The organism is Flavobacterium arundinis (assembly GCF_038289855.1).
In the GTDB taxonomy this organism is placed as follows: domain Bacteria; phylum Bacteroidota; class Bacteroidia; order Flavobacteriales; family Flavobacteriaceae; genus Flavobacterium; species Flavobacterium arundinis.
This window is the reverse complement of the sequence record NZ_JBBYHR010000005.1, coordinates 199,492-222,908: the sequence shown is the minus strand read 5'-3', so window position 1 is coordinate 222,908 and position 23,417 is coordinate 199,492. Positions and strand designations below refer to the sequence as shown.

At 46.0% G+C, this 23,417-nt stretch carries 19 protein-coding genes; 6 read left to right on the top strand and 13 right to left on the bottom strand.

Features of this window, described 5'->3' with window-relative positions; genetic code table 11:
- The first annotated feature begins 94 nt into the window (after positions 1-94).
- A complete protein-coding gene (locus AAEO56_RS11030; RefSeq protein ID WP_341697111.1) occupies positions 95-1,255 on the top strand; it encodes an MFS transporter in 1,161 nt (386 codons plus the stop codon).
- A 356-nt stretch (positions 1,256-1,611) separates the two neighbouring features.
- Here the strand turns inward: AAEO56_RS11030 and pbpC are convergent, their stop codons facing one another.
- The 4 genes from pbpC to AAEO56_RS11015 form a co-directional block, all read right to left on the bottom strand.
- On the bottom strand, positions 1,612-3,960 hold the full coding sequence (pbpC, locus tag AAEO56_RS11025; RefSeq protein WP_341697110.1) for a penicillin-binding protein 1C: 2,349 nt from the start codon (positions 3,958-3,960) through the stop codon (positions 1,612-1,614).
- Positions 3,961-3,972: 12 nt separating this feature from the next.
- On the bottom strand, positions 3,973-4,272 hold the full coding sequence (locus tag AAEO56_RS19300; RefSeq protein WP_407934962.1) for a type II toxin-antitoxin system RelE/ParE family toxin: 300 nt from the start codon (positions 4,270-4,272) through the stop codon (positions 3,973-3,975).
- Positions 4,257-4,502 carry a hypothetical protein gene (locus tag AAEO56_RS11020; RefSeq protein ID WP_341697109.1) on the bottom strand — a complete coding sequence of 82 codons (246 nt, stop codon included), beginning with the start codon at positions 4,500-4,502 and terminating at the stop codon, positions 4,257-4,259. The genes AAEO56_RS19300 and AAEO56_RS11020 overlap by 16 nt, the downstream gene beginning before the upstream one ends.
- A 137-nt stretch (positions 4,503-4,639) precedes the next feature.
- The gene (locus AAEO56_RS11015) at positions 4,640-10,150 is read right to left on the bottom strand and encodes an alpha-2-macroglobulin family protein (protein WP_341697108.1); all 5,511 of its coding nucleotides are present in this window, start codon (positions 10,148-10,150) and stop codon (positions 4,640-4,642) included.
- A 162-nt stretch (positions 10,151-10,312) separates the two neighbouring features.
- Here AAEO56_RS11015 and AAEO56_RS11010 point away from each other — a divergent pair, with 162 nt between their 5' ends.
- Positions 10,313-10,447, top strand: coding sequence for a hypothetical protein (locus AAEO56_RS11010; protein WP_341697107.1), 135 nt, complete (start codon positions 10,313-10,315; stop codon positions 10,445-10,447).
- Between the two features lie 133 nt (positions 10,448-10,580).
- Here the strand turns inward: AAEO56_RS11010 and AAEO56_RS11005 are convergent, their stop codons facing one another.
- A complete protein-coding gene (locus tag AAEO56_RS11005) occupies positions 10,581-11,024 on the bottom strand; it encodes a nucleoside deaminase (RefSeq protein WP_341697106.1) in 444 nt (147 codons plus the stop codon).
- 62 nt (positions 11,025-11,086) lie between these two features.
- On the opposite strand from AAEO56_RS11005, the gene AAEO56_RS11000 reads away from it, so the two are divergent.
- The 3 genes from AAEO56_RS11000 to AAEO56_RS10990 all read left to right on the top strand — a co-directional run bounded on the left by AAEO56_RS11000 (position 11,087) and on the right by AAEO56_RS10990 (position 14,546).
- On the top strand, positions 11,087-11,686 hold the full coding sequence (locus AAEO56_RS11000; RefSeq protein ID WP_341697105.1) for a hypothetical protein: 600 nt from the start codon (positions 11,087-11,089) through the stop codon (positions 11,684-11,686).
- Between the two features lie 96 nt (positions 11,687-11,782).
- Positions 11,783-13,552 carry a 1-deoxy-D-xylulose-5-phosphate synthase gene (locus AAEO56_RS10995; protein WP_341697104.1) on the top strand — a complete coding sequence of 590 codons (1,770 nt, stop codon included), beginning with the start codon at positions 11,783-11,785 and terminating at the stop codon, positions 13,550-13,552.
- 43 nt (positions 13,553-13,595) lie between these two features.
- Positions 13,596-14,546 (top strand): DUF3078 domain-containing protein, encoded by a 951-nt coding sequence (locus AAEO56_RS10990; protein ID WP_341697103.1) that lies wholly within the window; start codon positions 13,596-13,598, stop codon positions 14,544-14,546.
- Between the two features lie 50 nt (positions 14,547-14,596).
- Here the strand turns inward: AAEO56_RS10990 and AAEO56_RS10985 are convergent, their stop codons facing one another.
- The 8 genes from AAEO56_RS10985 to AAEO56_RS10950 form a co-directional block, all read right to left on the bottom strand.
- The gene (locus AAEO56_RS10985; RefSeq protein ID WP_341697102.1) at positions 14,597-15,067 is read right to left on the bottom strand and encodes a hypothetical protein; all 471 of its coding nucleotides are present in this window, start codon (positions 15,065-15,067) and stop codon (positions 14,597-14,599) included.
- Between the two features lie 77 nt (positions 15,068-15,144).
- Complete coding sequence (locus AAEO56_RS10980; RefSeq protein WP_341697228.1) at positions 15,145-16,488, bottom strand: deoxyguanosinetriphosphate triphosphohydrolase; 1,344 nt, start codon at positions 16,486-16,488, stop codon at positions 15,145-15,147.
- Between the two features lie 79 nt (positions 16,489-16,567).
- Entirely contained in the window at positions 16,568-16,801 is a 234-nt protein-coding gene (locus tag AAEO56_RS10975; RefSeq protein ID WP_341697101.1) for a hypothetical protein, read from the bottom strand.
- A gap of 4 nt (positions 16,802-16,805) precedes the next feature.
- Positions 16,806-17,312, bottom strand: a complete 507-nt coding sequence (locus tag AAEO56_RS10970; RefSeq protein ID WP_341697100.1) for an RDD family protein — start codon at positions 17,310-17,312, stop codon at positions 16,806-16,808.
- Positions 17,313-17,374: 62 nt separating this feature from the next.
- Entirely contained in the window at positions 17,375-18,214 is an 840-nt protein-coding gene (gene dinD / locus AAEO56_RS10965) for a DNA damage-inducible protein D (RefSeq protein ID WP_341697099.1), read from the bottom strand.
- Between the two features lie 9 nt (positions 18,215-18,223).
- Positions 18,224-20,638 carry a ribonucleoside-diphosphate reductase subunit alpha gene (locus AAEO56_RS10960; protein ID WP_341697098.1) on the bottom strand — a complete coding sequence of 805 codons (2,415 nt, stop codon included), beginning with the start codon at positions 20,636-20,638 and terminating at the stop codon, positions 18,224-18,226.
- A gap of 74 nt (positions 20,639-20,712) precedes the next feature.
- On the bottom strand, positions 20,713-21,690 hold the full coding sequence (locus tag AAEO56_RS10955) for a ribonucleotide-diphosphate reductase subunit beta (RefSeq protein WP_341697097.1): 978 nt from the start codon (positions 21,688-21,690) through the stop codon (positions 20,713-20,715).
- A 248-nt stretch (positions 21,691-21,938) separates the two neighbouring features.
- Complete coding sequence (locus AAEO56_RS10950; RefSeq protein WP_341697096.1) at positions 21,939-22,526, bottom strand: DUF3109 family protein; 588 nt, start codon at positions 22,524-22,526, stop codon at positions 21,939-21,941.
- A gap of 303 nt (positions 22,527-22,829) precedes the next feature.
- On the opposite strand from AAEO56_RS10950, the gene AAEO56_RS10945 reads away from it, so the two are divergent.
- On the top strand, positions 22,830-23,405 hold the full coding sequence (locus AAEO56_RS10945) for a MarC family protein (RefSeq protein WP_341697095.1): 576 nt from the start codon (positions 22,830-22,832) through the stop codon (positions 23,403-23,405).
- Positions 23,406-23,417 lie beyond the last annotated feature (12 nt).

Sequence of the window (23,417 nt, the reverse complement as noted above, 5' to 3'; positions counted from 1 at the left end):
ATAGGTAGACCGTGCAACAATTATTTATAAAATTGTATTATTTGTCTGTGACATTGCAGTTCCATCAGCTATTACGTAGCTTTGCACACTTCAAATGTCAAAGCAAAAACACCCCATATACAACCTGCAGTTTGGCCTCGTGTGCATGAGCTCGCTTCTGTTCTCGGCCAGTTTTAATATGCTCATACCGGAACTTCCGGGTTACCTCACCAGCCTCGGGGGCGGCGAGTATAAAGGCTTTATTGTAGCGCTTTTCACCCTTACTGCGGGCCTGTCACGACCTTTCAGCGGGCGGCTAACCGACACCGTAGGGCGTGTACCGATTATGGCTTTCGGGTCGGTGGTATGTTTCGTATGCGGTTTTTTATACCCGGTGTTGGGATCGGTTGCAGGCTTCCTTTTACTACGGTTACTGCACGGATTTTCGACAGGCTTTAAGCCAACGGCAACCGCCGCCTACGTTGCCGATATAGCACCACCCGAACGTTGGGGCGAAGCTATGGGGATACACGGATTGTGTTTCAGTACCGGTATGGCAATAGGCCCGGCTATCGGCAGCTACATCGGCCTGCACTATTCCCTGGACATATTGTTCTACTGCTCATCGGCCTTTGCGCTGCTATCCATACTTATCCTGATGAATATGAAAGAAACACTGCCTGTAAAGCAGAAATTCCGCTTTTCACTACTCAGGATCTCCAGGAATGATATCATTGCACGCGAAGCGCTCCCGGCAGGCATCGTTACCTTTATGTCCTATGCCGGTTATGGCGCTATACTTACCCTGATACCCGACTGGACTGCACACCTTGGCATTGCCAACAAAGGGATGTTCTTTATGGTGTTTACGCTCGCTTCATTAGCCATACGTTTTATGGCAGGGAAGGCTTCCGACCGTTATGGGCGCACCCGCGTTATTACCATCGGACTGGCAATATTGTTTGTTTCGTTTCTGGTTATAGGTTATGCAGATTCCCCGGCCGGATTAATGACGGGTGCAGCAATATACGGCGTGGCTTCGGGCATTCTGTCTCCTGCCATCAATGCCTGGACGGTCGATATGAGCCACCCGGACCATCGCGGCAAAGCAGTCGCCACCATGTACATTGCCCTCGAAGCCGGAATTGGCCTTGGCGCCCTCTTCGCCGGATGGTATTATGCCGATGTCATTACGCACATTCCTTTTGTCATGTATGCTTCTGCGGGAGTTGTAGCAATTTGTTTAGGGTATATGCTGCTGAGAAAGGCCCCCTAGCCCCCGAAGGGGGAACTCCACTCTTGCCGTAAAACTAATCTGGTCGGTTTTTTCATTTGGAGCACTATCGTTGTTTCAATTGCTACACGCCTGTCCTGCCATCGCCTTTATCTGCCTTCGTTCCTACGGCAGGATACCGGCTCTGTCAGGGCTAATGGTCAAGTCATTGTGTGAAGGGCATCCCAATTGCGTGAAGGATAGAAGCGGCATCCTGCCGTAGGACCGAAGGCAGATAGATCGAATAGCCTAACGGCGAAGTCCCGATAGCTATCGGGAGAGCCGGCACGCCCAAATAAAATTAATCATTTACAGCAAGAGTGAAGTTCAATCTGAAATCTACCTTCTGAAATCTGAAATTATTCGCTGACTATCTCCACCCTTCTCCGTATTTCATTCCCGCTTTCATCGATAACAGTAATAACGTATTTCCCGGTCCTTGCTTCTACCGGCATCTCATGGAAGGTGTGCGTTTCGCCCAGGTATTTATCCCCGATGTACCAGAACAACCGGGCATTCGCCGAGGTATGTGCCGCCTTCAATACAAAGGGCTGTACTTTTCCATTAAAGTCTTTAGTGAGGTATATTTTGCCATCTTCTTTAGGGTAGATGAAGTCCATATAGGCGCCTCCTGTTCCCTGGCAATCACTCCTGAACGGCGGCAGCGAAACATAGTCCATGTGGCCTTTTTTGTAGTACCATTCCTGGACGGGCGGGAGTACGAACCAAACTTTGGTAACCATATTATCCACGCTTTCGCAGCTGCTGTTTACACGGTATTGCCCGGTCGCATCGAGGTGCACAACCTGGTGGTTGCGGCAGGCTGTGGTCTTTCTTCCGTTAAGCGGTATCCATTGCTTTACGGTCGGGCAATTCTCGCCTGCGAGGTGGCCGCTCACGCTGCACACATCGGCTTCTTCCAAATCGTTATACGGTGTGGCAAACCATTTCTGTTTTGGCAGTAAATTGAACACATCAAACAATATCGGTGCAGCACTTCCAACACCCGTAAGCGAGGGCCTTCCCTCTCCCGACGCATTGCCTACCCACACCCCCACCACATATCTTGAGTTGGTGCCAATGGCCCACGCATCCCGGCTTCCGAAGCTCGTCCCGGTCTTCCACGCTATCTCTAATGACGAATCATAAAAACGCCATGCCTCATCGGCCTGCGGTCGGTTCACTTCCTTCATGGCATTATAGGTCAGCCATATCGACCCTGCACCCAGTTCGGGCTTGTTATAGACTTCCTTCCCAAAATCCCGCGTCACGCTGCTGTCCCAGTTGAGTTCGGCAAATTCCTTTGTACGGTACTTTGCCTGGTGGGTATTGAAGTAATTCAGTGTCGAGCTCATACCTGCATAGGTGCGGCAAAGGTCCCACAGGTTCGATTCCGCTCCGCCCAATATCAGCGAGAGCCCATAATGGTTGGGGTGTTTATTGATGTCATGTAACTTGAAATGCTGCAATTGCTCATAAAACCGGTATACCCCAAAATCCTTCAGCATTAGCACGGCAGGAATATTCAGGGAACGCGACAATGCCTTTTGTGCAGGCACCGCACCATCATAGGTGAGTTCAGAGTTTTTCGGGCTGTAGCCTGCTATCTGGGTCGGTACATCGGCAACAAGCGTATTCGGCAGTATCTCGCCCGCATCCAGCATTGAGGCAAACAGCAATGGCTTTAGTATGCTGCCCGTGCTCCGGGGCGCGGGAATGATATCTACGTCTTTTTGGTGGTTCCTGTCGGTTGGCGAGTTGCCTACATAGGCTACGATATTACGGGTTTCCACATCTACTACCATAATGGCAAGGTTGTAGACTTCCGTCTGCTTGTACTCCTGATAGTACCGCGCCGCAATTTGGTTGACGCGGTTTTGCAGGTTGGTATTTACAGTTGTCTTTATACGCTGCCCGTCCTTTTTCCTTCCGATGTTCTGCAACAGGTGCGGAGCGGTTTGCGGGAGGTCGAAAGGCTTTTTCGGCAGGTCTTCCTGAAGGGAAAGTTCATACGTAGTTTTGTCGATGACCTTTTCATCAAACAGCTTTTTCAGCAATCGGTCCCGCTTGTCGCGAAGTTCCTGTTGGTTCCGTCCCGGATAAATAAGACCCGGTGCATTCGGTAATACTGCCAAGGTCGCGCTTTCCGCCCATGACAGCTGGTGCGGCTGCACGCCAAAGTACCGCCACGACGCCATTTCGAGCCCAACGACATTTCCACCATACGGGGCGTGTGCAGCATAGAGTCCGAGTATTTCGTCTTTGCTGTAGCGGGTTTCGAGCCTTGCGGCTAATATCAGTTCCACCAGCTTTTCTAAGTAGCTGCGTTCTTTGCCCTCACGGGAAAGGCGTATCACCTGCTGGGTAAGCGTACTGCCCCCGCGCACTACCTTCCCGGCATCGTGGTTCTGCTTCATGGCTTTCACTATCGCCACCGGATTGAAGCCCGGATGATAATAAAAATGCTGGTCCTCAAAATGCACAATGCATTCCCTGAATTTATACGGCACACTGTCCTGCGCCGGGAACCGCCACTGCCCGTCCCTGGCAATACGCGCGGCAAGCAGGTCGCCCTGTGCGCTTTCGATCACCGTCGAGTATGGGTTCTCGAACAGCTTTCGCGGAAGGCAGAAGTAGAACGCAAGGAGGAAAGCAAGAGTTAGTAGGAACCTTACTTTATTTTCTTTTATCCAATTGAGGATTTTCATCAAAAGATGTTATTAATATAATTTTGGAATACGACTGGTATGCCTGAGTGAAGTAATATAAATTTGATCTTCTATTCTGTATGAAATCCTATAATGGAAAATTTCGTATGCACGATAGCTTCCAGTATTCCTAAGTTTATAGATGTCTAATGGATAGATCTCAGGATTATTACTGAGTATTTCCGAAGAATTCTGAATTTGAAGAATAACATTGTCTGCAATCCGAAACGATTTTGTGGTATTGTAGATGTATTCATGGACTTCTGAAAGTTGTTCTATTGCAACACGTGTCCAAACTACCTTCTTCCCCATCGCTTAATAATCTCACTAACTTCTTGCTGAGTAAATACGTCACCATTAGCAATTTGTTCATCTGCAATATCCAGTTCCCTATTATATTGCTCAATAGATATAGGTTCAGATACTACTGGAAACTGAGTATGATGATAAGCTTCAATAGCATCATCCATTACCCGTAATAGTATTTCGTCCGCATCATTAACTTCACGAAGGATTTTTTCCCTTAATTTATAAGCTTCCATAACAGATATCTTTAATTCTCAAATATACAAATTTTTAAAGCACCATGTCATTCTGAACGAAGGGCAACGGAGTGAAGAATCTCTAAATACATAACTTAGAGATTCTTTCTTCGTCAAAATGACATAGCACCTAAAATCTATTTTACCACCTGTACCCACTGCCCCTTCGTTCTTGCCAGGAACGAGTTGTCATACATCGCTTCGCACTGCACTCCTGGCAAATAATAGCTGCCCGGATAGGATGCGTTGAGCAATATCCGGAATACTTTGGTTTCGTTATGCTTCAGCGAGAAGTAGAAATTCGTCCTGTCGTCCCGAATGTCAGTGTACTCCACGTTGTTCTCCGCAAAGCTGCCGAAGTCGGTAAACCTTGTGTTCACAATTTCCCATCCGGAAGGGATGATCTGCGTAAGCGCCACATTGTCCACACTCTCGCCCTTGGTATTGCTAATAGTTACCTCTGCTACAAACTCAGTTCCCTGTGCCAGTGACGATGGGTTGATAATCTTACCTGCCCTATCCTTAAAGCTGATGTTGGTTTTAAACCCACGTTCTTCCGTCTGCTCCTGTCCTACAGGCAGGATGCCGCTGTACACCACTTTCACATAAAGCGTTCCCTGCTTGTTGTTTTTTAGAGTTACGCTGTTGCTTGGGCTTAGTTCCAGCGATCTGTCGGCAAAGGTCTTTGCAGTACTTATCGCCTGCGTTTTACCTTTGTTCGTATAGCTGATGTCGATGCCTTTAGGGCCGTTTAGCTGTGCGAATTTTGACATCGCATACAGGCAGTACGCTGTGGTCTGGGTGCTCATCCATTGGTTAGATGACATCTGTTTTGCAAGTTTCGTCGCCATACCGAACGCCTTTTCCTTCTGACCTAATATCACGAGTGTTTCCAGCGCCATTGCGCGGTTCCTATCTGCGGAGCCATAGTAATAGTAGTCGTACTCATCATTGGTGTCTTCAAGCGTGCTTTGGCTAAGCAGTGACTGCCCCACATTCTTCTGGCCTGCCAGTGCGTATGCCGCAGCCAGCCTAAGCCTTGACTCGTTCGATATGCCTGCGGTTTCTCTCAGCCTGTTCATCGAAGAAAGGTCCGGCGAACCTGCCAATGCCAGCGTGTAAAGCCTGTAGGCTTGGGCAAAATCGTTGTGGTATCCCTGGTTGTAACGCCACTGCCTTGCATTTTTCTGTTGGTATTGCAGCCATTGCTTTTTCATGTTCATTGGCAGCGCGTAGCCTTTTTTCTCTGCTTCCACGAGGAAATGCCCTGCATAGCTTGAACCCCAGTCGTCAGGATCCGATTGGGCCGGCCAATAGGCAAAACCACCATCAGCCACCTGGAACTGCGACAGTTTTTGTATTGCTGCCATTACGTTCTTCTGTATTTTGGTTTTCCTTGCTTGGTCTACATCGGCAATATCAGCAAGATATAATTGCGGGAACACGCTCGAAGTCGTCTGCTCCACGCAACCGTGCGGATATTGTATCAGGTAATCCAGCCTGCGGTTAAAGTCGATAGACGGGAACGACGACACTTCCAGCCTGGCCTTGTTGCTTCCGGCTACCCCGAAAGAAGCCCAGTCTATTTTGGCCGATTTGCCCGGTTCCAGTACCACTTCCTTATACATTGTGGTGACCGGGTTCGGGTTCATGATGTCAAGTTCTACATCATAGCTGGCTTTTTCCTTGCCTGATGTAGCAATAATAGTCACTTTTCCAATTCCCGTAAGGTCGTTCACTTCCAAATCGAAGTACGCCACTTTCTCATCCGGCCTTGTAAAGCTTATATTTTGTGTAGACTTGCCAATCACCCTGAAGCCGTTATTGGTTTTTAGTTGTAGCGTAACGTTCTTCACCTGGCTTTCCATGGCGAATACCGTTACCGGCAACGTCACTTTCTCTTTCGGCGTTACTTTCCGCGGAAGCGAAGCCAACAGCATCAACGGGCTGCGTACCGGCGTGGTCTTTTCAGCCATACCATACGCACTAAAGTCGGAATTTGCGGCAACAACCATAGTACGTACCGAACCCACATATTTCGGCAGTTTTATATCGTGTACCCTTGTCTGGCCTGCGCCAATGGTATAGGGCCCGAGGTAAATTACGACAGGTTTAAAGCGGTTGGCTTTCTTGGCCTGCCCGCCACCCATATCGGCATCACCACCGATGCTGAATACCTGGTTCACCTGCCCGCCATACGCGCCTATCACATCGTCATAAATATCCCATGTTTTCACGCCCAGCGCTTCCTTCGCATAGAAACTGTCCCATGCATTCGGGGTCTTAAAGCGCGTCAGGTCAAGTAATCCGTCATCTACTATCGCAATAGTGTACGTCATCGGCTTACCCGATTTCTCGCTGACTTTTATCGTTGTTTTCTGTTCCGGTTTCAATACGGCAGGCATGGTTATCTGCGGCTGCAGCAGGGTATTTTTATCCACCACCTCTATCGGCACAATACCATATAATCGTATTGGCGAGTCATTTGCCGTCGTCGCGTGCGGCTGCAGCAGCGTGATGTGTATGTACACATTCGGTGCCAGTTCCGGCGTTATCGGGATGGTCATCTGGGTTTCGCCTTTTTTGGTAGGCGCCCAATAGGTCTTTACAACTTTAGAGCCATTTTCCAAGGACACTAATGCCCTTCCGCCCTCACTCGAAGGGAATGAGATAACGGCTTTTTCGCCGACCGCATATTTCTCTTTATCCGTACTGAACATCAGCATCGCTGCTTCCTCGCCGGTGGTATTCCGCGAACGACCGGACCATGAAGGGTAATCTATAAGTACAGTTTCCCCTGCCGAATGCCCGCCTTCGGTATCGGTAACGCGCACCAGATAGCGCCCCCATTCCTCCTCATCGGCAGCGAAGGTAAAACTGCCTTTCCCGGAAGCATCGGTAACGATCTGTTTCGTCATTACAGGCGTATTGGATGTTGCAGAGCTGTAGGCCGACAGGTCGTCACCTGAGGCGTCCCACCACCAGCGCCAGTCTACCTTATATACTTTCACTTCAAGTTTCCTTGAGCCTTTGCCTTGGCCTTTATCGTTTACAGTAGCCACATCAAACCTGTTGGCTTTGCCCGTCTCGAGCATACCATATTTGTTCGGCTGCGGCATTTTCACGCCCACATAGGTATCGTAAGGAGAATAACTTGCCGTTACCACATCGGTACTGAAGTCGCCGCCTTTTTCGTAGGCTTTGGTAATAATCGCGGTTTTCAGCATACCCGGCGCGCGCGACTGCAATTTCGGCTGGAGTGTAACTACGGCAGTACCATTCTCGTTGGTCTTTCCGGAGAAGATGTTCACTTCCTCTGTGCTGAAATTCTGCGTCGGGTCGTCGAATATATAATTAAAATACCCCTTGAATTCTGTTGTCTGCTTCAGGAATTTCGCCTGCATTTCAAGTTTGAGGTCTTTTGCGATAGCGCCATGCAGCCACATTACTTCGACACTGCCCGTATTTTTGGCTGAAGCCGAAATGGTCTTGCCCTCAAAGCTGTTCTTTATCTTGAGCCTGTTCGGCTTGATGGTCTCTATCTTGATGCTTTTGTAAAAATGTGCACCACCCACGGATATCATCGCTTCCCAGTTGCCCGTAGGCGCGCCCTGCTGTGTTGGCACCACAAACTTAAAGTGGTTCTTCTGATTATACGTTTGTACCGCCTGGAACATCATCTTGCCGTTCGGGTCGCTCAACCTTAGTTTTATGGGGTGCGATGGCGGTAACTTAGCCTCTTTGTCATTCAGTATAAAGCCTAAGAACAATGTATCACCAGGACGCCACACGCCACGTTCGCCATAGATAAAGCCTTTCAGCCCTTTCTGTAGCTCAGTGCCATCCACATCGAAATTACTCAGCGACTGCGAACTGCCGTCTGCCAGTTTCACGTAAGTGGTATTCGTCCCTTTTTTGATGATGGCGAAATATGGTTTCTTATCCGAATTCAGCATTAGCGTACCTTCACTGTTTGTAGTGCCCGAAGCCAGTTTTTGCCTTTGGTAATTGAACAATTCTATCTTCGCGCCTGCAACAACTTCGGTAGTAGTGATACTCGCCACCGCAAAGAAGAAGCTGTCGTTCTTACCTTTTTTGGCTATTACGCCCAGGTCGCTGGCAAGCACATTGGTTTGCACCTGCCTGTCGTAGTAGTATGAGTTGCTACATGGGTTTTCACGCTGGTCCCAGTCGTAGTCATAATTATAGTAATCATTGTCGCCATCATCATATTCTGTGAAATCCTCCTCTTCTTCGTCTTCATCTTCCTCTTCGGCATCACCTTGTTGTACAGTGCCGCTGTCATCGCATTTGTATAGCGAATACGACTTGCGCATCGACATTTCAATATGGTAAATAGCGCCCGGCTCCGGCTTGATTATTTTTGAAAGGTCGAGTGCAAAGGAGTTCCACTTGGCATAGTTGGTCATTTTATTGGTGTTGAGCACCAGCTTGGTTTTCGCCACCGGCAATGCCACATTACGAAGGCCGTAGCCACTCTCGATATCATTGTCCTGAAGGAACTGCATCACATTATTTTCGAAGATACGGTACACCTTCACATCCACAGCGCTCAGGTTTACCGCCTGGAAATTGAGTTTCAGATTGCTCGAAGCCGGTAGTATGGTTCCGCTTTTCAGGAATTTTATTTCAGGCTTCAATTGCTCGAAGATCACCTTTTGGCTAAAACCCGATTTGGTCTTAAAACCGTCTTCGCTCTCGATGCCCTGGAAAACCTCCACAAGGAAAGTCCCGTTGAGCGGCTCGGCAAAGAACACTTTCAGCAGGTTGCCATCCACAGCATATTTAAGGCCTTCGATGTTTTCCACAGCTACAAGGCCGCTGAAATCCTGGTCTTTCCTTATGGGGTCGCTAAAGTTGATAAGCAGTGTCTGGTTATCGCCTTCAGCCGGCTGCATGGTCAGTACCTTGAAATTATCCTTGCCGGGAATCTCGAAATAATCCGAACCTTCCCTGTCGATATTGAAAGGCTTGCCGTTCCAGCTAATTTTCACCTTGCTGTTTTGTGCCTTACGCTGTATGCTGTCAATAATAAAGTGGAATTCCGCGGCGCCCGTAGCATTGCCGTCAAAACGCACGGGAAGCTTGCGGCCTTCCTGCTCTGCGGTCACTAGTTTTTTGGCCGTAGCCATATCCATATAATCACTGGCTTTCAGGCTGCCATTGAGGAACTGCCAGTCGCGGTTATAGGATTGCAGGTCTTGTGTGGTTACCAAAAAGTCCTGCTTCTGTGTTTTGACACGGAAGTTGAAGTCGGCCAGGTTAGCAGGTACATTTATGAATTTAGAAAGGTGGAGCGTCACGCGGTATTCGGTGTCCTGGTCCAGCCTTTTTGCGGGACGGAATACAAGGATATCGCCCTCGAGGAAAAAGACCTTGCCTTCAACGCTTGGGGAAACGGAAAAATAATCGCCGTCGAGCTCCTGCCCAACCTGCCATTCTTTCTTGGTGAAGGCGAGCCCTACCTGAATGTCTGCCTTTGTTGAAATTATACCCGATGAAAAGCTGGAAATGTACTCCCTATACAATGTATAGTCTGAATCGAAATCTTTTCCTGAATCTTTGGAACAGGAATGCAGAAGCAATGTGATGACTGCGAAGCACAGCACCAGTTTCATGGTTTTCATAGGTTGGTTTAGGTTATGGTTAAAAGATTAATTATGTGGTACTTATTTGACGCTATAACTAAGAATATGAAGTAAATATTGCATTAAAATTACAGATTATTTCAAATCAAATGTGAAATTTTTCTTAATTTTTTATCTTTATGATTATCAAGCAATTACGATATGAAAAATTACTGGAAAGAGCGCCTGAAATATTATTTGGGCATGCCGGCTACGCTGCGCTGCGCCGTCAGGCTTTTGGCATTATCTGCTTCGTGCCTCAGCAGGATATCTCCGCAATCCTTCACACGGACGTAAACACCGAAATTTACGATAAAAAGAGGGAACGAATGTTCTCGACTGCGCTCGAACTGACAAACGGTGCGCAGGGACATTTAAATGATTATTCTTATTTACGTTGTCACATCGAGCGCAGTCGAGATGCGTACAATCACTTCCTCCGTTGCTTAAAAAATTCCCTCACCAAATTACCGCATTCTTCTTCCATAACACCACCACTAACAACCGTTTTAGGATGCAGTTTCCCTCCCATGGCACGGTAGCCCCTTTGGTCGTCCGCAGCGCCGAAAACTATTTTTGATATCTGGCTCCAGTACAGTGCCCCGGCGCACATTTGGCAGGGTTCCAAAGTGACATATAATGTACACCCCGTGAGGTACTTCCCACCGAGGAAATTGGCAGCAGCTGTAATCCCCTGCATCTCGGCATGGGCAGTAACATCAGTAAGCATTTCGGTGAGGTTGTGCGTACGGGCTATGACTTTATTGTCTACGACGATTATGGCACCGACAGGTATCTCGCCCTTATCAAAAGCGGCGTGCGCCTCCTGCAGGGCTTTTTTCATGAAGTATTCGTCGTTGAAAATGTTTTCCATAAAGCAAAAATACGATTCTGCCAATTAATACCGTTATACCTCTACAACCAATTTTCTACCCTATGGATTACAAAATCTCTATCCCGAAACCCTGCCATGAAGACTGGACTTCCATGACTCCAAACGAGCAGGGACGCTTCTGCGGGCAATGCTCCAAGACCGTAACGGACTTTACCGGAATGAAAGCTTTGGAAATACAAAGCTTTCTTTTGGAAAACAGCGGCCGAAAGGTATGCGGACGCTTTAAGGCAAGCCAACTGGATAGCATTGTAATTACAATTCCGGAGAGGGTTTTGTTTACGCAGACAAGGTTTAGGAATGTGTTCCTGCTGGCATTATTGGTAACAATGGGAACAACTTTGTTTAGCTGCAATAACGGGCAGACTATTGGTGAGGTAAAAGTTGAAAAGGATACTGTCATACACGATAGCGTGAAGCTAACACAATCCTTTAACGCATCGAAAACGATGTTCGACACTATTACTATGGAAGCAAATTTTAGTTCGCCGGAATTAACCGGTTTTGCTGTAATGGAACCGCCGACAACAATGGGTGCTGTAGCTATGGATCCGCTAACCGACTCGCTTCCTCCTCCACCCGAAAAGAAACTTGACAATGAGATACATATGAATGGATTAGTTGAAATTGATACTATACCGTAACATTTGTTTTATTGGAATAGAGATTTCTCCCTGCGCTTGAAATGGAAGAGCGGTGTTCCATCGGAATATCGTAAATTTGTCTTTCTTACACAAACCATGGAAGGCAACCTGCTTCAACATATCCAGTACCCATCTGACCTGAGGAAACTCAGTCCGCACCAACTGCCGCAACTGGCTAAAGAACTGCGGGAATTTATCATTGACATCGTTTCGGTTAAGGAAGGCCACCTGGGTGCAAGCCTCGGCGTGACCGAGCTCACCATTGCCCTGCATTATGTTTTCAATACGCCGGATGACCTGCTCGTTTGGGATGTGGGCCACCAGGCCTACGGGCACAAGATACTCACCGGACGTAAAGATAATTTCGACACCAACCGCCAGCTAGGGGGCATCAGCGGGTTCCCAAAACGCAGCGAGAGCGAATACGATACTTTTGGCACCGGGCATTCCAGCACTTCCATATCGGCAGCACTGGGAATGGCAATAGCTTCACAATTAAAAGGCGATTTGGACAAACTGCATATTGCCGTGATTGGCGATGCCAGCATAGCATCCGGAATGGCATTCGAGGGATTGAACCATGCAGGTGTAACCGATGCCAACCTGCTTGTTATCCTTAACGATAATGCTATAGGCATCGACCCAAGCGTAGGGGCGCTCAAAAATTACCTTACCGATGTAAAGGAAGGCCGCAACCCGCGCGACAATAACATGATCAAGTCGCTTAACTTCGAATATTCCGGACCAATCGACGGGCATGACCTGCCAACACTGCTAAAAGAACTGGAACGCCAGAAGATGCTGAAGGGGCCTCGCTTCCTTCATATTATAACTACAAAGGGCAAGGGGCTTCGGCAAGCCGAGGAAGACCAGGTGAAATACCACGCGCCCGGTAAATTCGACCGGCTGACAGGCGAGGTTTTGGCTATAGCTGAAGAAGGGCTGCCTCCCAAATACCAGGATGTTTTCGGACTTACCCTGGTTGAGCTTGCAGAACAAAATGAAAAGATAATTGGCATCACACCCGCCATGCCATCAGGCAGTTCGATGAAGTTCATGATGGAACTTTTCCCCGAAAGGGCAATAGACGTTGGCATTGCCGAACAGCACGCCGTTACGCTTGCTGCAGGTATGGCCACACAGGGCATGATCGTGTATTGCAACATCTACTCTACTTTCCTGCAACGCGCCTACGACCAGGTGATACATGATGTGGCGCTGCAAAACCTGCCTGTTATCTTCTGCCTCGACAGAGCCGGGCTTGTTGGCGAGGATGGCGCTACCCACCATGGCGTGTTCGACCTGGCGTACCTGAATTGTATTCCGAACCTGATCATTTACGCACCGCTCAACGAAACAGCGCTCCGTAACATTCTATATACCGCACAGCTCGGATTAGAGCATCCTATTGCCATACGCTACCCACGCGGTCGAGGCGAAACTACCGACTGGCAAAAGCCTTTTGAAAAAATTGGGATCGGGAAAGCACATCAACTTAAAGAGGGTTATACAGTTGCCATACTATCCACAGGGACTATTGGGAACAACGTCATAAAAGCATTGGCACAAATTGAAAATCCAGGATTGTTTTCACACTATGATTTCGGTTTTGTAAAGCCTTTAGACGAAACCCTGCTGCATGCTATCTTCACTAAATATGAGAATGTGATCACAATTGAAGACGGGGTAATCACCGGGGGCTTTGGCAGCAGCATTGCAACATTCGCGGCACAGCATAATTATTCAACGGAAATAAAAATGCTGGGCGTTCCCGATACTTTTATCGAACATGGAACAATTAAGCAATTGCAACATTACTGTGGTATTGACGTTAATTCCTTACAAGATATTTTTTCAGGTTACTGAAATTAACGACTTTTGCACCGCAATTCCACTAAAACACGTTTCAATGAAGACTAAAGCCTGCTTTGTCGCCTTACTGCTTATTGCCTTTACACAAATTTCGCGCGCGCAGGTGCTCATTACAACTACCGTTCCCGACTCTATTACGTACTGGGAAAAGACAAACGCGCTTGGGCTTGATATTAACCAGATATCTTTTGTCAACTGGAGCGTGGGGGGTAATAACTCGGTGACTATACTCGGAAAGGCCAATTTTACCCGCAAATATGTGCGAAAGAATATCAACTGGCTCAACGAGCTTATACTCAAGTACGGTTTCAACAGCCAGGAAGGCCAGGAGACCCGCAAGACCGACGACCAGGTACAGCTAAACTCTACCTTCGGTTATCGCAGGGACACGCTGTCCAACTGGTATTACAGTGCCAAGTTCAATTTCCAGACACAGTTTGCCAACGGTTATGCTTATCCGAATACCACTAACGAAATATCCGGGCCTTTTGCACCTGCCTATATCTTCCTTGGGGTCGGGGGCGAATACATCCGTAAAGACCTTGGCCTGACCGCTTATTTTTCCCCGCTTACGGACAAAACAACGCTTGTCCTCAACCAGGACCTTGCCGATGCGGGCGCTTTTGGGGTAGATAAAGCAATAAGGGATGCGGACGGCAACATAATTACCCCAGGAAAAAGGTCGCGTACAGAGTTGGGTATATTGGTTACCAACAATATTAAAAGGCAGGTATTCAAGAATATAATGCTTGACAACCGCGTGACATTATATACCGACTACCTGAACAATTTTGGGAATATCGACGTGAACTGGCAGCTGCAGCTTGATATGACCGTAAACCAATATGTGAAGGCCAACATTGGCACCAATATTATTTATGACGATGACGTTAAAGCCACCAAGGAAGTGGATGGTACCGTGGTACAGATCGGGCCAAAGATCCAGCTAAAGCAGATGCTGGGTGTGGGGTTAAGCTATACCTTCTAGGAGATTTTTAGCTTATCGGATTTTAGACTGCAAGACTGTATCTTTAAATATTATTCTGTCTTTTCTAAAGTAAAAATCATTTTATCAGACCGGGACATATATAACACCAATGTTCTCTGTAAATCTAATTTTTCACTAGAAATATTCCCAAGAAAATCAATATCATATCTTAATTCGAGTGGTATATTTTTTTCCATCTCAAAGAAATAGGAATACTCCACCTTTTCAAAAGGGCTTGCCATTTCTTTGCTAAACGTACAGCCGAGTACAGAAAAACTAATATTGTACCATTCACTTTTTATATTTCTAAATTCTATATCCCCTTTATAATGAAAACCATCTTCATTTCCATAATAGGTTCCTTTTACGATCGAATCATTATCAAAAACCAATTGGATATAATCTGCCAGCATATTGTTTTTATCTGTAAGATGTATAAATTTATATGTCCTTGTAGTAGTCTGGGCTTCAGCTTGGCATATGAAAACCAAAATAAAAATGAAGCAAGCTATTCTTTTCATAATTCAGGCTATCTAAAGGTCTAAAAATCTAATATCTAAAATCCACAGGTTACAATGCTCAGTTCCCACTTTGGGGGTTAGGGGGCTACTCCAGTAATCGTATTATACAGCAACACCGCTTTGCCATCCGTCAATGTAGAAACAAAGTGGCAGATGTGCAGCAGGCGGTCATACAGGCTCATTTTTTCGGTGATGAATTTCTCAGGGAGGAGCTTTAGTACCAGATTGTCATAGTTGCCGGATATTCCGTCGAATTTATTGTTATACGCCGTACAGAAGGTATCCAGCAGTGTATTGATGATACGGTAGCCTATAACTTCTTTCTCTACCACCTCGCGGCTTTGGTAAATATTCTTCACACTCAGCTTAATGATGTCATTCATTTGTGCGGTATATTTACCCTGGTCGGTTAAGGCATGCGGATATTTTCCCTGTAAAATAGCCTCTTCGTTTTCAAGGAACACATTGACAGCATCATTAATAAGGCTGCCTATGGCCAATGCCCTCAGATAACCCAGGCGGTCCTCCCGTGTGGTGAGGGTATTGTATTTTGACGCATCGATCTTGTCTTTTACCAATTTTATAAGGTATTCCAGCGCAAACTCTTCCTGGATAACGCCAAGGTTGATGCCGTCTTCAAAGTCGATTATCGTGTAGCAGATGTCGTCAGCAGCCTCTACAAGATAGGCCAACGGGTGGCGCTCATAGCCGATATCATCACCTGTTTTGTTCGGGATCATACCCAACTCTTTGGCAACATCCTGTACAAATTCTTTATCGCATTGGAAGAAGCCGTATTTTTTATCGGATATATTGCTGGTCGGTTTTTTAGGAAGCGATTCTTTCGGGTATTTCATAAATGCGCCTAAGGTAGCGTAGGTAAGGCGAAGGCCGCCATCTACACCCGGGCGTGATGCCGTGAGCAGGTTAAAACCGTTGGCATTGCCTTCAAAATCGATCAGGTCCTGCCATTGCTTATCGGTCAGCTGCTCCTTATACTGTTGCCCTTTTCCGGTCTTGAAATATTCGCCTATAGCCTTCTCTCCCGAATGCCCAAAAGGCGGGTTACCAATATCGTGTGATAAGGCCGCGGCTGCAACTATGGCGCCAAAATCGTTCATGTGGAAACCGTGGATATCGTGCAGGTAGGGGTGCTTTTCGATTATCTTTTTGCCAACGAGCCTGCCTAGCGAACGCCCTACTACCGACACCTCAAGACTGTGCGTTAAGCGGGTGTGTACGAAATCGGTTTTAGAAAGTGGTATCACCTGTGTCTTGTCCTGCAGGCTGCGAAAGGCGGATGAGAAGATAATACGGTCATAATCCACCTCGAAGCCAAGGCGTGTGTCGTCCTGTTCCCTGCGCAGTCGCTTGCTTGTATCGCCCTGCCTTTTTAAGGACAGTAGCTGTTCCCATTGCATCATTTCTTAGATATGAGTATTGAGATATTAGTATTGAGATGTGAGTGGTATCTAATATCTCACTTCTCAATACTAATATCTATTTTATAAACTTCTTTTTATCCGCCAATGAGAACTCTTTCGACTTCTTATTGTACTTCGCATAGCTTTTATCGCTGGGGTTCTCGATAACGGATTTGATAGTTATCTTGTCGCCTAATTGAAATTTGGTTTCTACCTGTCGGTAATCCAGCAGGTATTCGCCGCAAAAGTAATTGCCGGAATCGTCTTTCTCTATAATGCCTGTATAAATAGGTTTGTCGTCTTTTGCCATTTCTTTAGTATTTTAATTGCTCGCCTATTTCTGAGAACGAGTTTTTTAAGTTTAGTGCATGATTGTATTTTGCGGTGTCTACAACATAGGTATGGGTAATGCTGTCATGCCAGCCGCGTCCGCGCTCTCCCAGGAACGAAAACGCCTCAAAAGGTATCAGCCTGCAAACCGTCCTTAAAACAATAACGCCTGCCGGTGGTTTCGACCCGTCCTCCATTACTACTTTAGTGCCTGTTACCATTTTACCTAATGTCCTTTGCAATACGCCTTCCATTACAATGAAATAAAACATATTGATACTTAGTACCAAAACCAGCATCCCGGCATCGCTCATTTCGGTAACCCACAGCAGCATACCGTCGTATTCAAAAACGGTATATAGGATGCCTGCTATAAGGGCAACTGCAATTTGTAAAATATAAAACACTGCCGTATCCAGCATAAAAGTCCCGAACCGCTTTCCTTTGCTTGCCAGCATGTCGTCTGTTACATCAATGGTGTCTGAATGCATACTATAGATTTAATGAAAGAAAGGAGCAAATAAGCTGCTCCTTTCTTGATTATTTGCGTTTGTTAATTTAATTTATCTGGGTTTTTACCAATACTTTTCATTTCTGAATTAACCCGGCGTTCAAGTTTCTTAATATCTTCTTCGGCAGGAATGTTTTCAGGTACAATTTTTCTCTCTAACAACAACTTCCTTACTCCTAAATTATTTTTTACATGTTCTGTTGAAATACCTGACTCTGTTGATAATCCTTTATCACGGGTATTAAAAACAGTGATTTCGGCAGCAAAATCTTTTGCTTTTATAACAATAGTTGGAAGAAAATCCGCTAATGGCCTGCTTTCGGGTACTCCTAATTTTTTCTTCATTTGTGACGTCGTCTTGCCAAACAAAGCTTGATCTCCTTTACTTCTAATTATACCAAAATCTTTATCATTCCCAGTTTTTTCGAATATTAGACCTGACAATTCTTTTTCAGAAAGAGTTAGCTTTTGCCTGGCGTTTAGTCTTTCCCAGTCATTAATTCTTTGCTCTACGATTTCAAACTTCCTTGTCTGAACAGCAAAATAATTTTGGGCAAAAGCTATCTGTTCTTTTTTAGGGTCTCCATTTTGAGCAATTAAATAGCACGCATACCTTGTAAGCATGATGTCATCTATTTCTCTTTCACTGCCTGAACCGATAGTGACCATTTTGTTGACATCAACAAAATGGTCAGTTATTTGATTATTAGAGACCTCACAAGAAGTCTTAGCTTTTAAAATTACCTTACTAAAATTTCTCCATTCAGTATATCCCAGTAAATGCTGAAGATCTCTTGCAAACCAAAATTCAATTCCAGTTTCAGTAGTTTGAGAACAACTCTCAAAGTCATCTGTTAATCCTTTAACTATCTCGCTCCTCATAACTTCCTATTACGATCCGCACATTTCACAGTCCTCAGGGTCTGCATTACGGGAACGCTCGATCATCGCCTGGAATTCGGTAAGAGCCATCGCTCCATCGGCTTCAACCGCTACTTCTTCAGCCACAACTGCCTTAGGCGCGGGTTCCGCTTTCTTGTCATTATTAAGCGTGAACTTGATCGCATCCACTGCGCTTTTTGTCCTTAAGTAATACATTCCTGTCTTAAGGCCGCTCTGCCATGCATAGAAGTGCATCGATGTAAGCTTGGCAAACGTAGCGCCTTCCATAAACAGGTTGAGCGATTGTGACTGGTCAATAAAGTACCCCCTCTGGCGCGACATATCAATAATGTCTTTCATACTCATTTCCCAAACCGTTTTGTACAATTCTTTGATATCAGCCGGAATGGCATCGATATTCTGAACCGACCCGTTAGCCCTCATGATCTCCTGTTTCAGGGTTTCATTCCAAAGGCCAAGGTTTACAAGGTCTTCAAGAAGGTGCTTGTTCACCACGATGAATTCGCCCGAAAGTACCCGCCTTGTGTATATGTTGGATGTATAAGGCTCGAACGCCTCATTGTTCCCTAATATCTGTGATGTAGAAGCAGTAGGCATCGGAGCCATAAGCAATGAGTTCCTTACACCATGCTCCATAACTTCTTTTCGCAGCGAAGCCCAATCCCAGCGGCCGCTAAGGTCTTCGTCTTTAAGTCCCCAAAGGTTGTACTGGAATTCTCCCTGCGATATTGGGGAGCCTGCAAATGTTGAGTATGGCCCGTCTACTTTCGCCTCTTCCATAGAAGCGGTTACAGCAGCAAAGTACATCGTTTCAAATATCTCCTGGTTCAGCTGTTTGGCCTCGTCGCTTGTAAACGGAAGGCGCATCAGTATAAAGGCATCAGCAAGCCCCTGTACGCCCAATCCTACCGGACGGTGGCGCATATTAGAGTTCTCTGCCTCAGGCACCGGGTAAAAGTTCCTGTCGATAACCTTATTAAGGTTACGGGTTACACGCTTGGTAACCTGGTATAAAAAGTCGTGATTGAATTTACCGTTCTCCACGAACATCGGCAGCGATATTGAAGCAAGGTTACATACCGCAACCTCGTCCGGCGCTGTATATTCCATGATCTCAGTACAAAGGTTTGACGAACGGATAGTCCCAAGGTTCTTCTGGTTCGATTTCCTGTTGGCCGCATCTTTGTAAAGCATGTATGGCGTTCCGGTCTCGATCTGTGATTCTAATATTTTCTCCCAAAGCTCACGTGCCCTGATGGTCTTACGTCCTTTTCCGGCAGCTTCATACGAATGGTACAGCGCTTCGAACTCATCGCCATACACATCATACAGTCCCGGGCATTCGTTAGGGCACATCAGCGTCCATTGCGCATCATCCTGTACGCGTTTCATGAACAGGTCCGAAGTCCACATGGCATAGAACAAGTCACGCGCACGCATCTCTTCTTTACCGGTATTCTTCTTCAGGTCAAGGAAATCAAAGATATCAGCATGCCATGTTTCGATATAAATAGCAAAACTGCCTTTACGCTTGCCGCCGCCCTGGTCTACATAACGGGCTGTATCATTGAATACACGAAGCATTGGCACAATACCATTAGATGTACCGTTCGTGCCGCGGATGTAAGAGCCTGTTGCCCTCACGTTATGGATAGATAAGCCTATTCCCCCCGCAGATTGCGAGATCATGGCTGTTTGCTTAAGCGTGTCATAAATACCGTCGATGCTGTCATCACGCATGGTTAGCAGGAAGCACGAAGACATCTGCGGCTTTGGCGTACCGGCATTGAACAGCGTAGGCGTGGCATGGGTAAAGAATTTTTTCGACATCAGCTCATACGTCTCGATAGCCGACTGGATATCATTAAGGTGGATACCCACCGATACACGCATAAGCATGTGCTGCGGACGCTCAACGATCTGTCCGTTTATCTTAAGCAGGTACGAGCGCTCCAGCGTCTTGAACCCGAAATAGTCATAATTAAAGTCCCTGTTGTAAATGATGGTGGAGTCCAGCACTTCGGCATTGGCCATAATAGCTTCGTATACCTCATCAGAAAGCAGGGGTGATTCCTGGTTTGTCCTCGGATTCACATAGTGATACATATCGTGCATCGTTTCTGAGAACGATTTTTTTGTATTCTTATGCAGGTTTGACACCGCTATACGGGCAGCAAGCTGCGCATAGTCAGGGTGTGTAATAGTCATAGAAGCAGCTGTTTCAGCCGCAAGGTTATCCAGTTCCGATGTAGTTACACCGTCATACAAACCTTCAATAACACGCATCGCCACTTTAACCGGATCTACCAGTTCATTCAGTTCATAGCATAATTTCCTTACCCTGTCGGTAATTTTATCAAACATTACCGGCTCTCTTTTTCCGTCTCTTTTTACTACATACATATGGCCAAAAAATTTAGTGGTTAGTAATCGGGACGCCAACGCGTACCTTATAATCAGTTTAGTAAGTTTCTCAATTAAAAATCGGCGTCGAAGCTGATCTTCTGCGAATCGCCTTCTTTGCTTAATACACCCGCTTTCTGGTATTCAGACACTCTTTTTTCAAAGAAATTCGTTTTTCCCTGAAGCGAGATCATGTCCATAAAATCGAATGGGTTGCCCGAGTTGAACTGCCTTTCGCAATTCAGCTCTACCAACAGCCTGTCGGTCACAAACTCAAGGTATTGGGTCATCAGCACCGCATTCATACCTATAAGGCTTGACGGCAGCGACTCGGTGATAAATTCCCTCTCTATCTCAAGTGCATCAAGAAGTATTTCCTTGATCCTGTCTTTCGGCACCTTATTTACCAAATGGTGGTTGTGCAGGTGTACGGCAAAATCGCAATGAACACCCTCATCCCTTGAAATCAATTCATTAGAAAAGGTAAGCCCCGGCATAAGGCCACGCTTTTTCAACCAGAAAATAGAGCAGAACGCACCCGAAAAGAAGATCCCCTCAACTGCTGCGAACGCGATAAGCCTTTCGGCAAATGAGTCGGAGCCTATCCACTTGATGGCCCAGTCGGCTTTTTTCTTAATAGCCGGGAATACATCAAGGGCGTGGAACAGCTGGTCCTTTTCGTTCTCATCCTTTACATAGGTATCTATAAGAAGCGAATAGGTTTCGCTGTGGATGTTCTCCATCATGATCTGGAAACCGTAAAAGAACTTAGCTTCCGGATACTGTACCTCATTCACGAAGTTTTCGGCAAGATTTTCGTTTACGATACCGTCCGACGCGGCAAAAAAAGCAAGGATGTGCTTGATGAAGTATTTTTCATCATCATTCAGCTTGGTGTTCCAGTCATTAAGATCCTGGTGAAGGTCGATTTCCTCAGCGGTCCAGAAACTCGCTTCCATTTTTTTGTACCATTCCCATATATCATGGTGCTTGATGGGGAAAATGACAAACCTGTTCTTATTTTCCTGTAATATGGGCTCAATTGCAGACATAATGCTTTGAATTTTATTATATTGTGGTATAGATGTTTCTTGTTGTAAGGGGGAGTACAAAGATTGTCATTTGAATCAAAAAATGAAAGCCAAAGTTATTGACAATCGGGCATAGTTTTTAACAAGCCTTAACAAAAAGTTAAAGATTTATTAAAACGTAATTTTTTGATTATCAAATAATTATAAATTATAAATATACAGATTTTTTAGCCTGAACAGGCAGTAAAACAGGCACTTTAACACCAATATCAACGCCTTTTCTGAACCGGATTTTCTTTCAGGTCGGCGGCAACTTTTTCAAGCTCCATATACCAGTCAATCCCAAAACGGCGGATGAGGGCTTCCTTTACGAATTTGTAAATAGGAACTTCCAATTCCTTTCCCAAAGAGCACGCCGGGCTGCAAATATCCCACTTATCATAGTTGACAGCAGCAAACTCGGTGAAGTCTTTTACGCGGATGGGGTACAGGTGGCACGAGACGGGTTTCTTCCAGTCGACGATCCCCTGATTATAGGCCTGCTCGATGCCGCAGAGCGCGGTTTTGCCATCGAAAATAACATAGGCGCAGTCCTTATTATCAATAAGCGGTGTTTCGAGGTCGCCGTCGGTTCCTTTCACCCAGGTTCCCTGCGCTTCTATCGCAGCGATCCCTTCTTTGCGTAAAAAAGGTTTTACTTTCGGGTAAATAGCCTCCAGTATTCTGGTTTCCTCTTCCATCAATGGTGCGCCGGCATCGCCATCTACGCAGCATCCCCCATGGCATGCCGAAAGGTTGCACACAAACTCCTTTTCTAAAATATCCTCAGATACTATTGTTTTTCCCAGTTGAAACATGCCGCAAAGATAGGGAAAGTCAGCCACATAAAAAGTGTAGCCACGAATTATACCAAGGCAAACGCAACAAATGCGTTTTAGGAAAGTTTAGCCACGAATTACACTAATTTCCACAAATTTTTTTCTCTTTCTCCAACTTTGACAGACGAGTAAATGATTAATTGACATTTGTGAAAATTAGTGTAATTCGTGGCAAAAAAGATCACACACAAGATGTAGCCAAAACCCTCCCAAAATTTAACGCCAAATTAGTATTGGGTAAAATTTTATACGGTACTTTTGCAGTCCGAAATTGAACATAAAATGGGATTCGACTGGAAAGAGATATTCACGATCAGTATGGTGCTTTTTGCCGTGATCGATATTATAGGGAGCGTCCCTATAATCGTCGACCTGCGCTCAAAGCTCGGGCATATCCAGTCGGAAAAAGCTTCTATCGTGGCGATGATCATCATGGTCGCTTTCCTTTTTGTGGGCGAAGAGATATTGAAGCTTATAGGGATAGATGCCAACTCGTTTGCTGTGGCCGGTTCGTTCGTACTGTTCTTCCTGGCACTGGAAATGATATTGGGCATACGCCTTCATAAAGAAGATAACCCGAGTACCGCTTCTATTGTCCCTATCGCCTTCCCGCTAATTGCAGGCGCGGGTACTATGACTACGCTGCTTTCCCTTCGTGCTGAATATGACAAGATCAACATCATTGTTGCTATCGTAATCAATGTCGTCCTGGTGTATGCCGTACTCAAATCTTCCGCAAAAATCGAAAAGCTCTTAGGAGATAACGGCCTGGGTGTCATACGGAAAGTGTTCGGGGTAGTCCTGCTCGCTATAGCTGTTAAATTATTTGCGGCTAATGTTAAACAATTGTTCCTTTAGTATTATTTTTTC

Excerpts from the sequence above, each read along its gene's own strand:
- AAEO56_RS10950 (WP_341697096.1), bottom strand. The coding sequence starts at position 22,526 with ATGTTTCAACTGGGAAAAACAATAGTATCTGAGGATATTTTAGAAAAG.
- AAEO56_RS11010 (WP_341697107.1), top strand. The coding sequence starts at position 10,313 with ATGAAAAATTACTGGAAAGAGCGCCTGAAATATTATTTGGGCATGCCG.
- AAEO56_RS10960 (WP_341697098.1), bottom strand. The coding sequence starts at position 20,638 with ATGTATGTAGTAAAAAGAGACGGAAAAAGAGAGCCGGTAATGTTTGAT.
- AAEO56_RS11030 (WP_341697111.1), top strand. The coding sequence starts at position 95 with ATGTCAAAGCAAAAACACCCCATATACAACCTGCAGTTTGGCCTCGTG.
- AAEO56_RS10970 (WP_341697100.1), bottom strand. The coding sequence starts at position 17,312 with ATGCATTCAGACACCATTGATGTAACAGACGACATGCTGGCAAGCAAA.
- AAEO56_RS10980 (WP_341697228.1), bottom strand. The coding sequence starts at position 16,488 with ATGCAATGGGAACAGCTACTGTCCTTAAAAAGGCAGGGCGATACAAGC.
- pbpC (WP_341697110.1), bottom strand. The coding sequence starts at position 3,960 with ATGAAAATCCTCAATTGGATAAAAGAAAATAAAGTAAGGTTCCTACTA.
- AAEO56_RS19300 (WP_407934962.1), bottom strand. The coding sequence starts at position 4,272 with ATGGGGAAGAAGGTAGTTTGGACACGTGTTGCAATAGAACAACTTTCA.
- dinD (WP_341697099.1), bottom strand. The coding sequence starts at position 18,214 with ATGAGGAGCGAGATAGTTAAAGGATTAACAGATGACTTTGAGAGTTGT.
- AAEO56_RS10990 (WP_341697103.1), top strand. The coding sequence starts at position 13,596 with ATGAAGACTAAAGCCTGCTTTGTCGCCTTACTGCTTATTGCCTTTACA.
- AAEO56_RS10995 (WP_341697104.1), top strand. The coding sequence starts at position 11,783 with ATGGAAGGCAACCTGCTTCAACATATCCAGTACCCATCTGACCTGAGG.
- AAEO56_RS10975 (WP_341697101.1), bottom strand. The coding sequence starts at position 16,801 with ATGGCAAAAGACGACAAACCTATTTATACAGGCATTATAGAGAAAGAC.
- AAEO56_RS10945 (WP_341697095.1), top strand. The coding sequence starts at position 22,830 with ATGGGATTCGACTGGAAAGAGATATTCACGATCAGTATGGTGCTTTTT.
- AAEO56_RS10955 (WP_341697097.1), bottom strand. The coding sequence starts at position 21,690 with ATGTCTGCAATTGAGCCCATATTACAGGAAAATAAGAACAGGTTTGTC.
- AAEO56_RS11005 (WP_341697106.1), bottom strand. The coding sequence starts at position 11,024 with ATGGAAAACATTTTCAACGACGAATACTTCATGAAAAAAGCCCTGCAG.
- AAEO56_RS11000 (WP_341697105.1), top strand. The coding sequence starts at position 11,087 with ATGGATTACAAAATCTCTATCCCGAAACCCTGCCATGAAGACTGGACT.
- AAEO56_RS11015 (WP_341697108.1), bottom strand. The coding sequence starts at position 10,150 with ATGAAAACCATGAAACTGGTGCTGTGCTTCGCAGTCATCACATTGCTT.
- AAEO56_RS11020 (WP_341697109.1), bottom strand. The coding sequence starts at position 4,502 with ATGGAAGCTTATAAATTAAGGGAAAAAATCCTTCGTGAAGTTAATGAT.
- AAEO56_RS10985 (WP_341697102.1), bottom strand. The coding sequence starts at position 15,067 with ATGAAAAGAATAGCTTGCTTCATTTTTATTTTGGTTTTCATATGCCAA.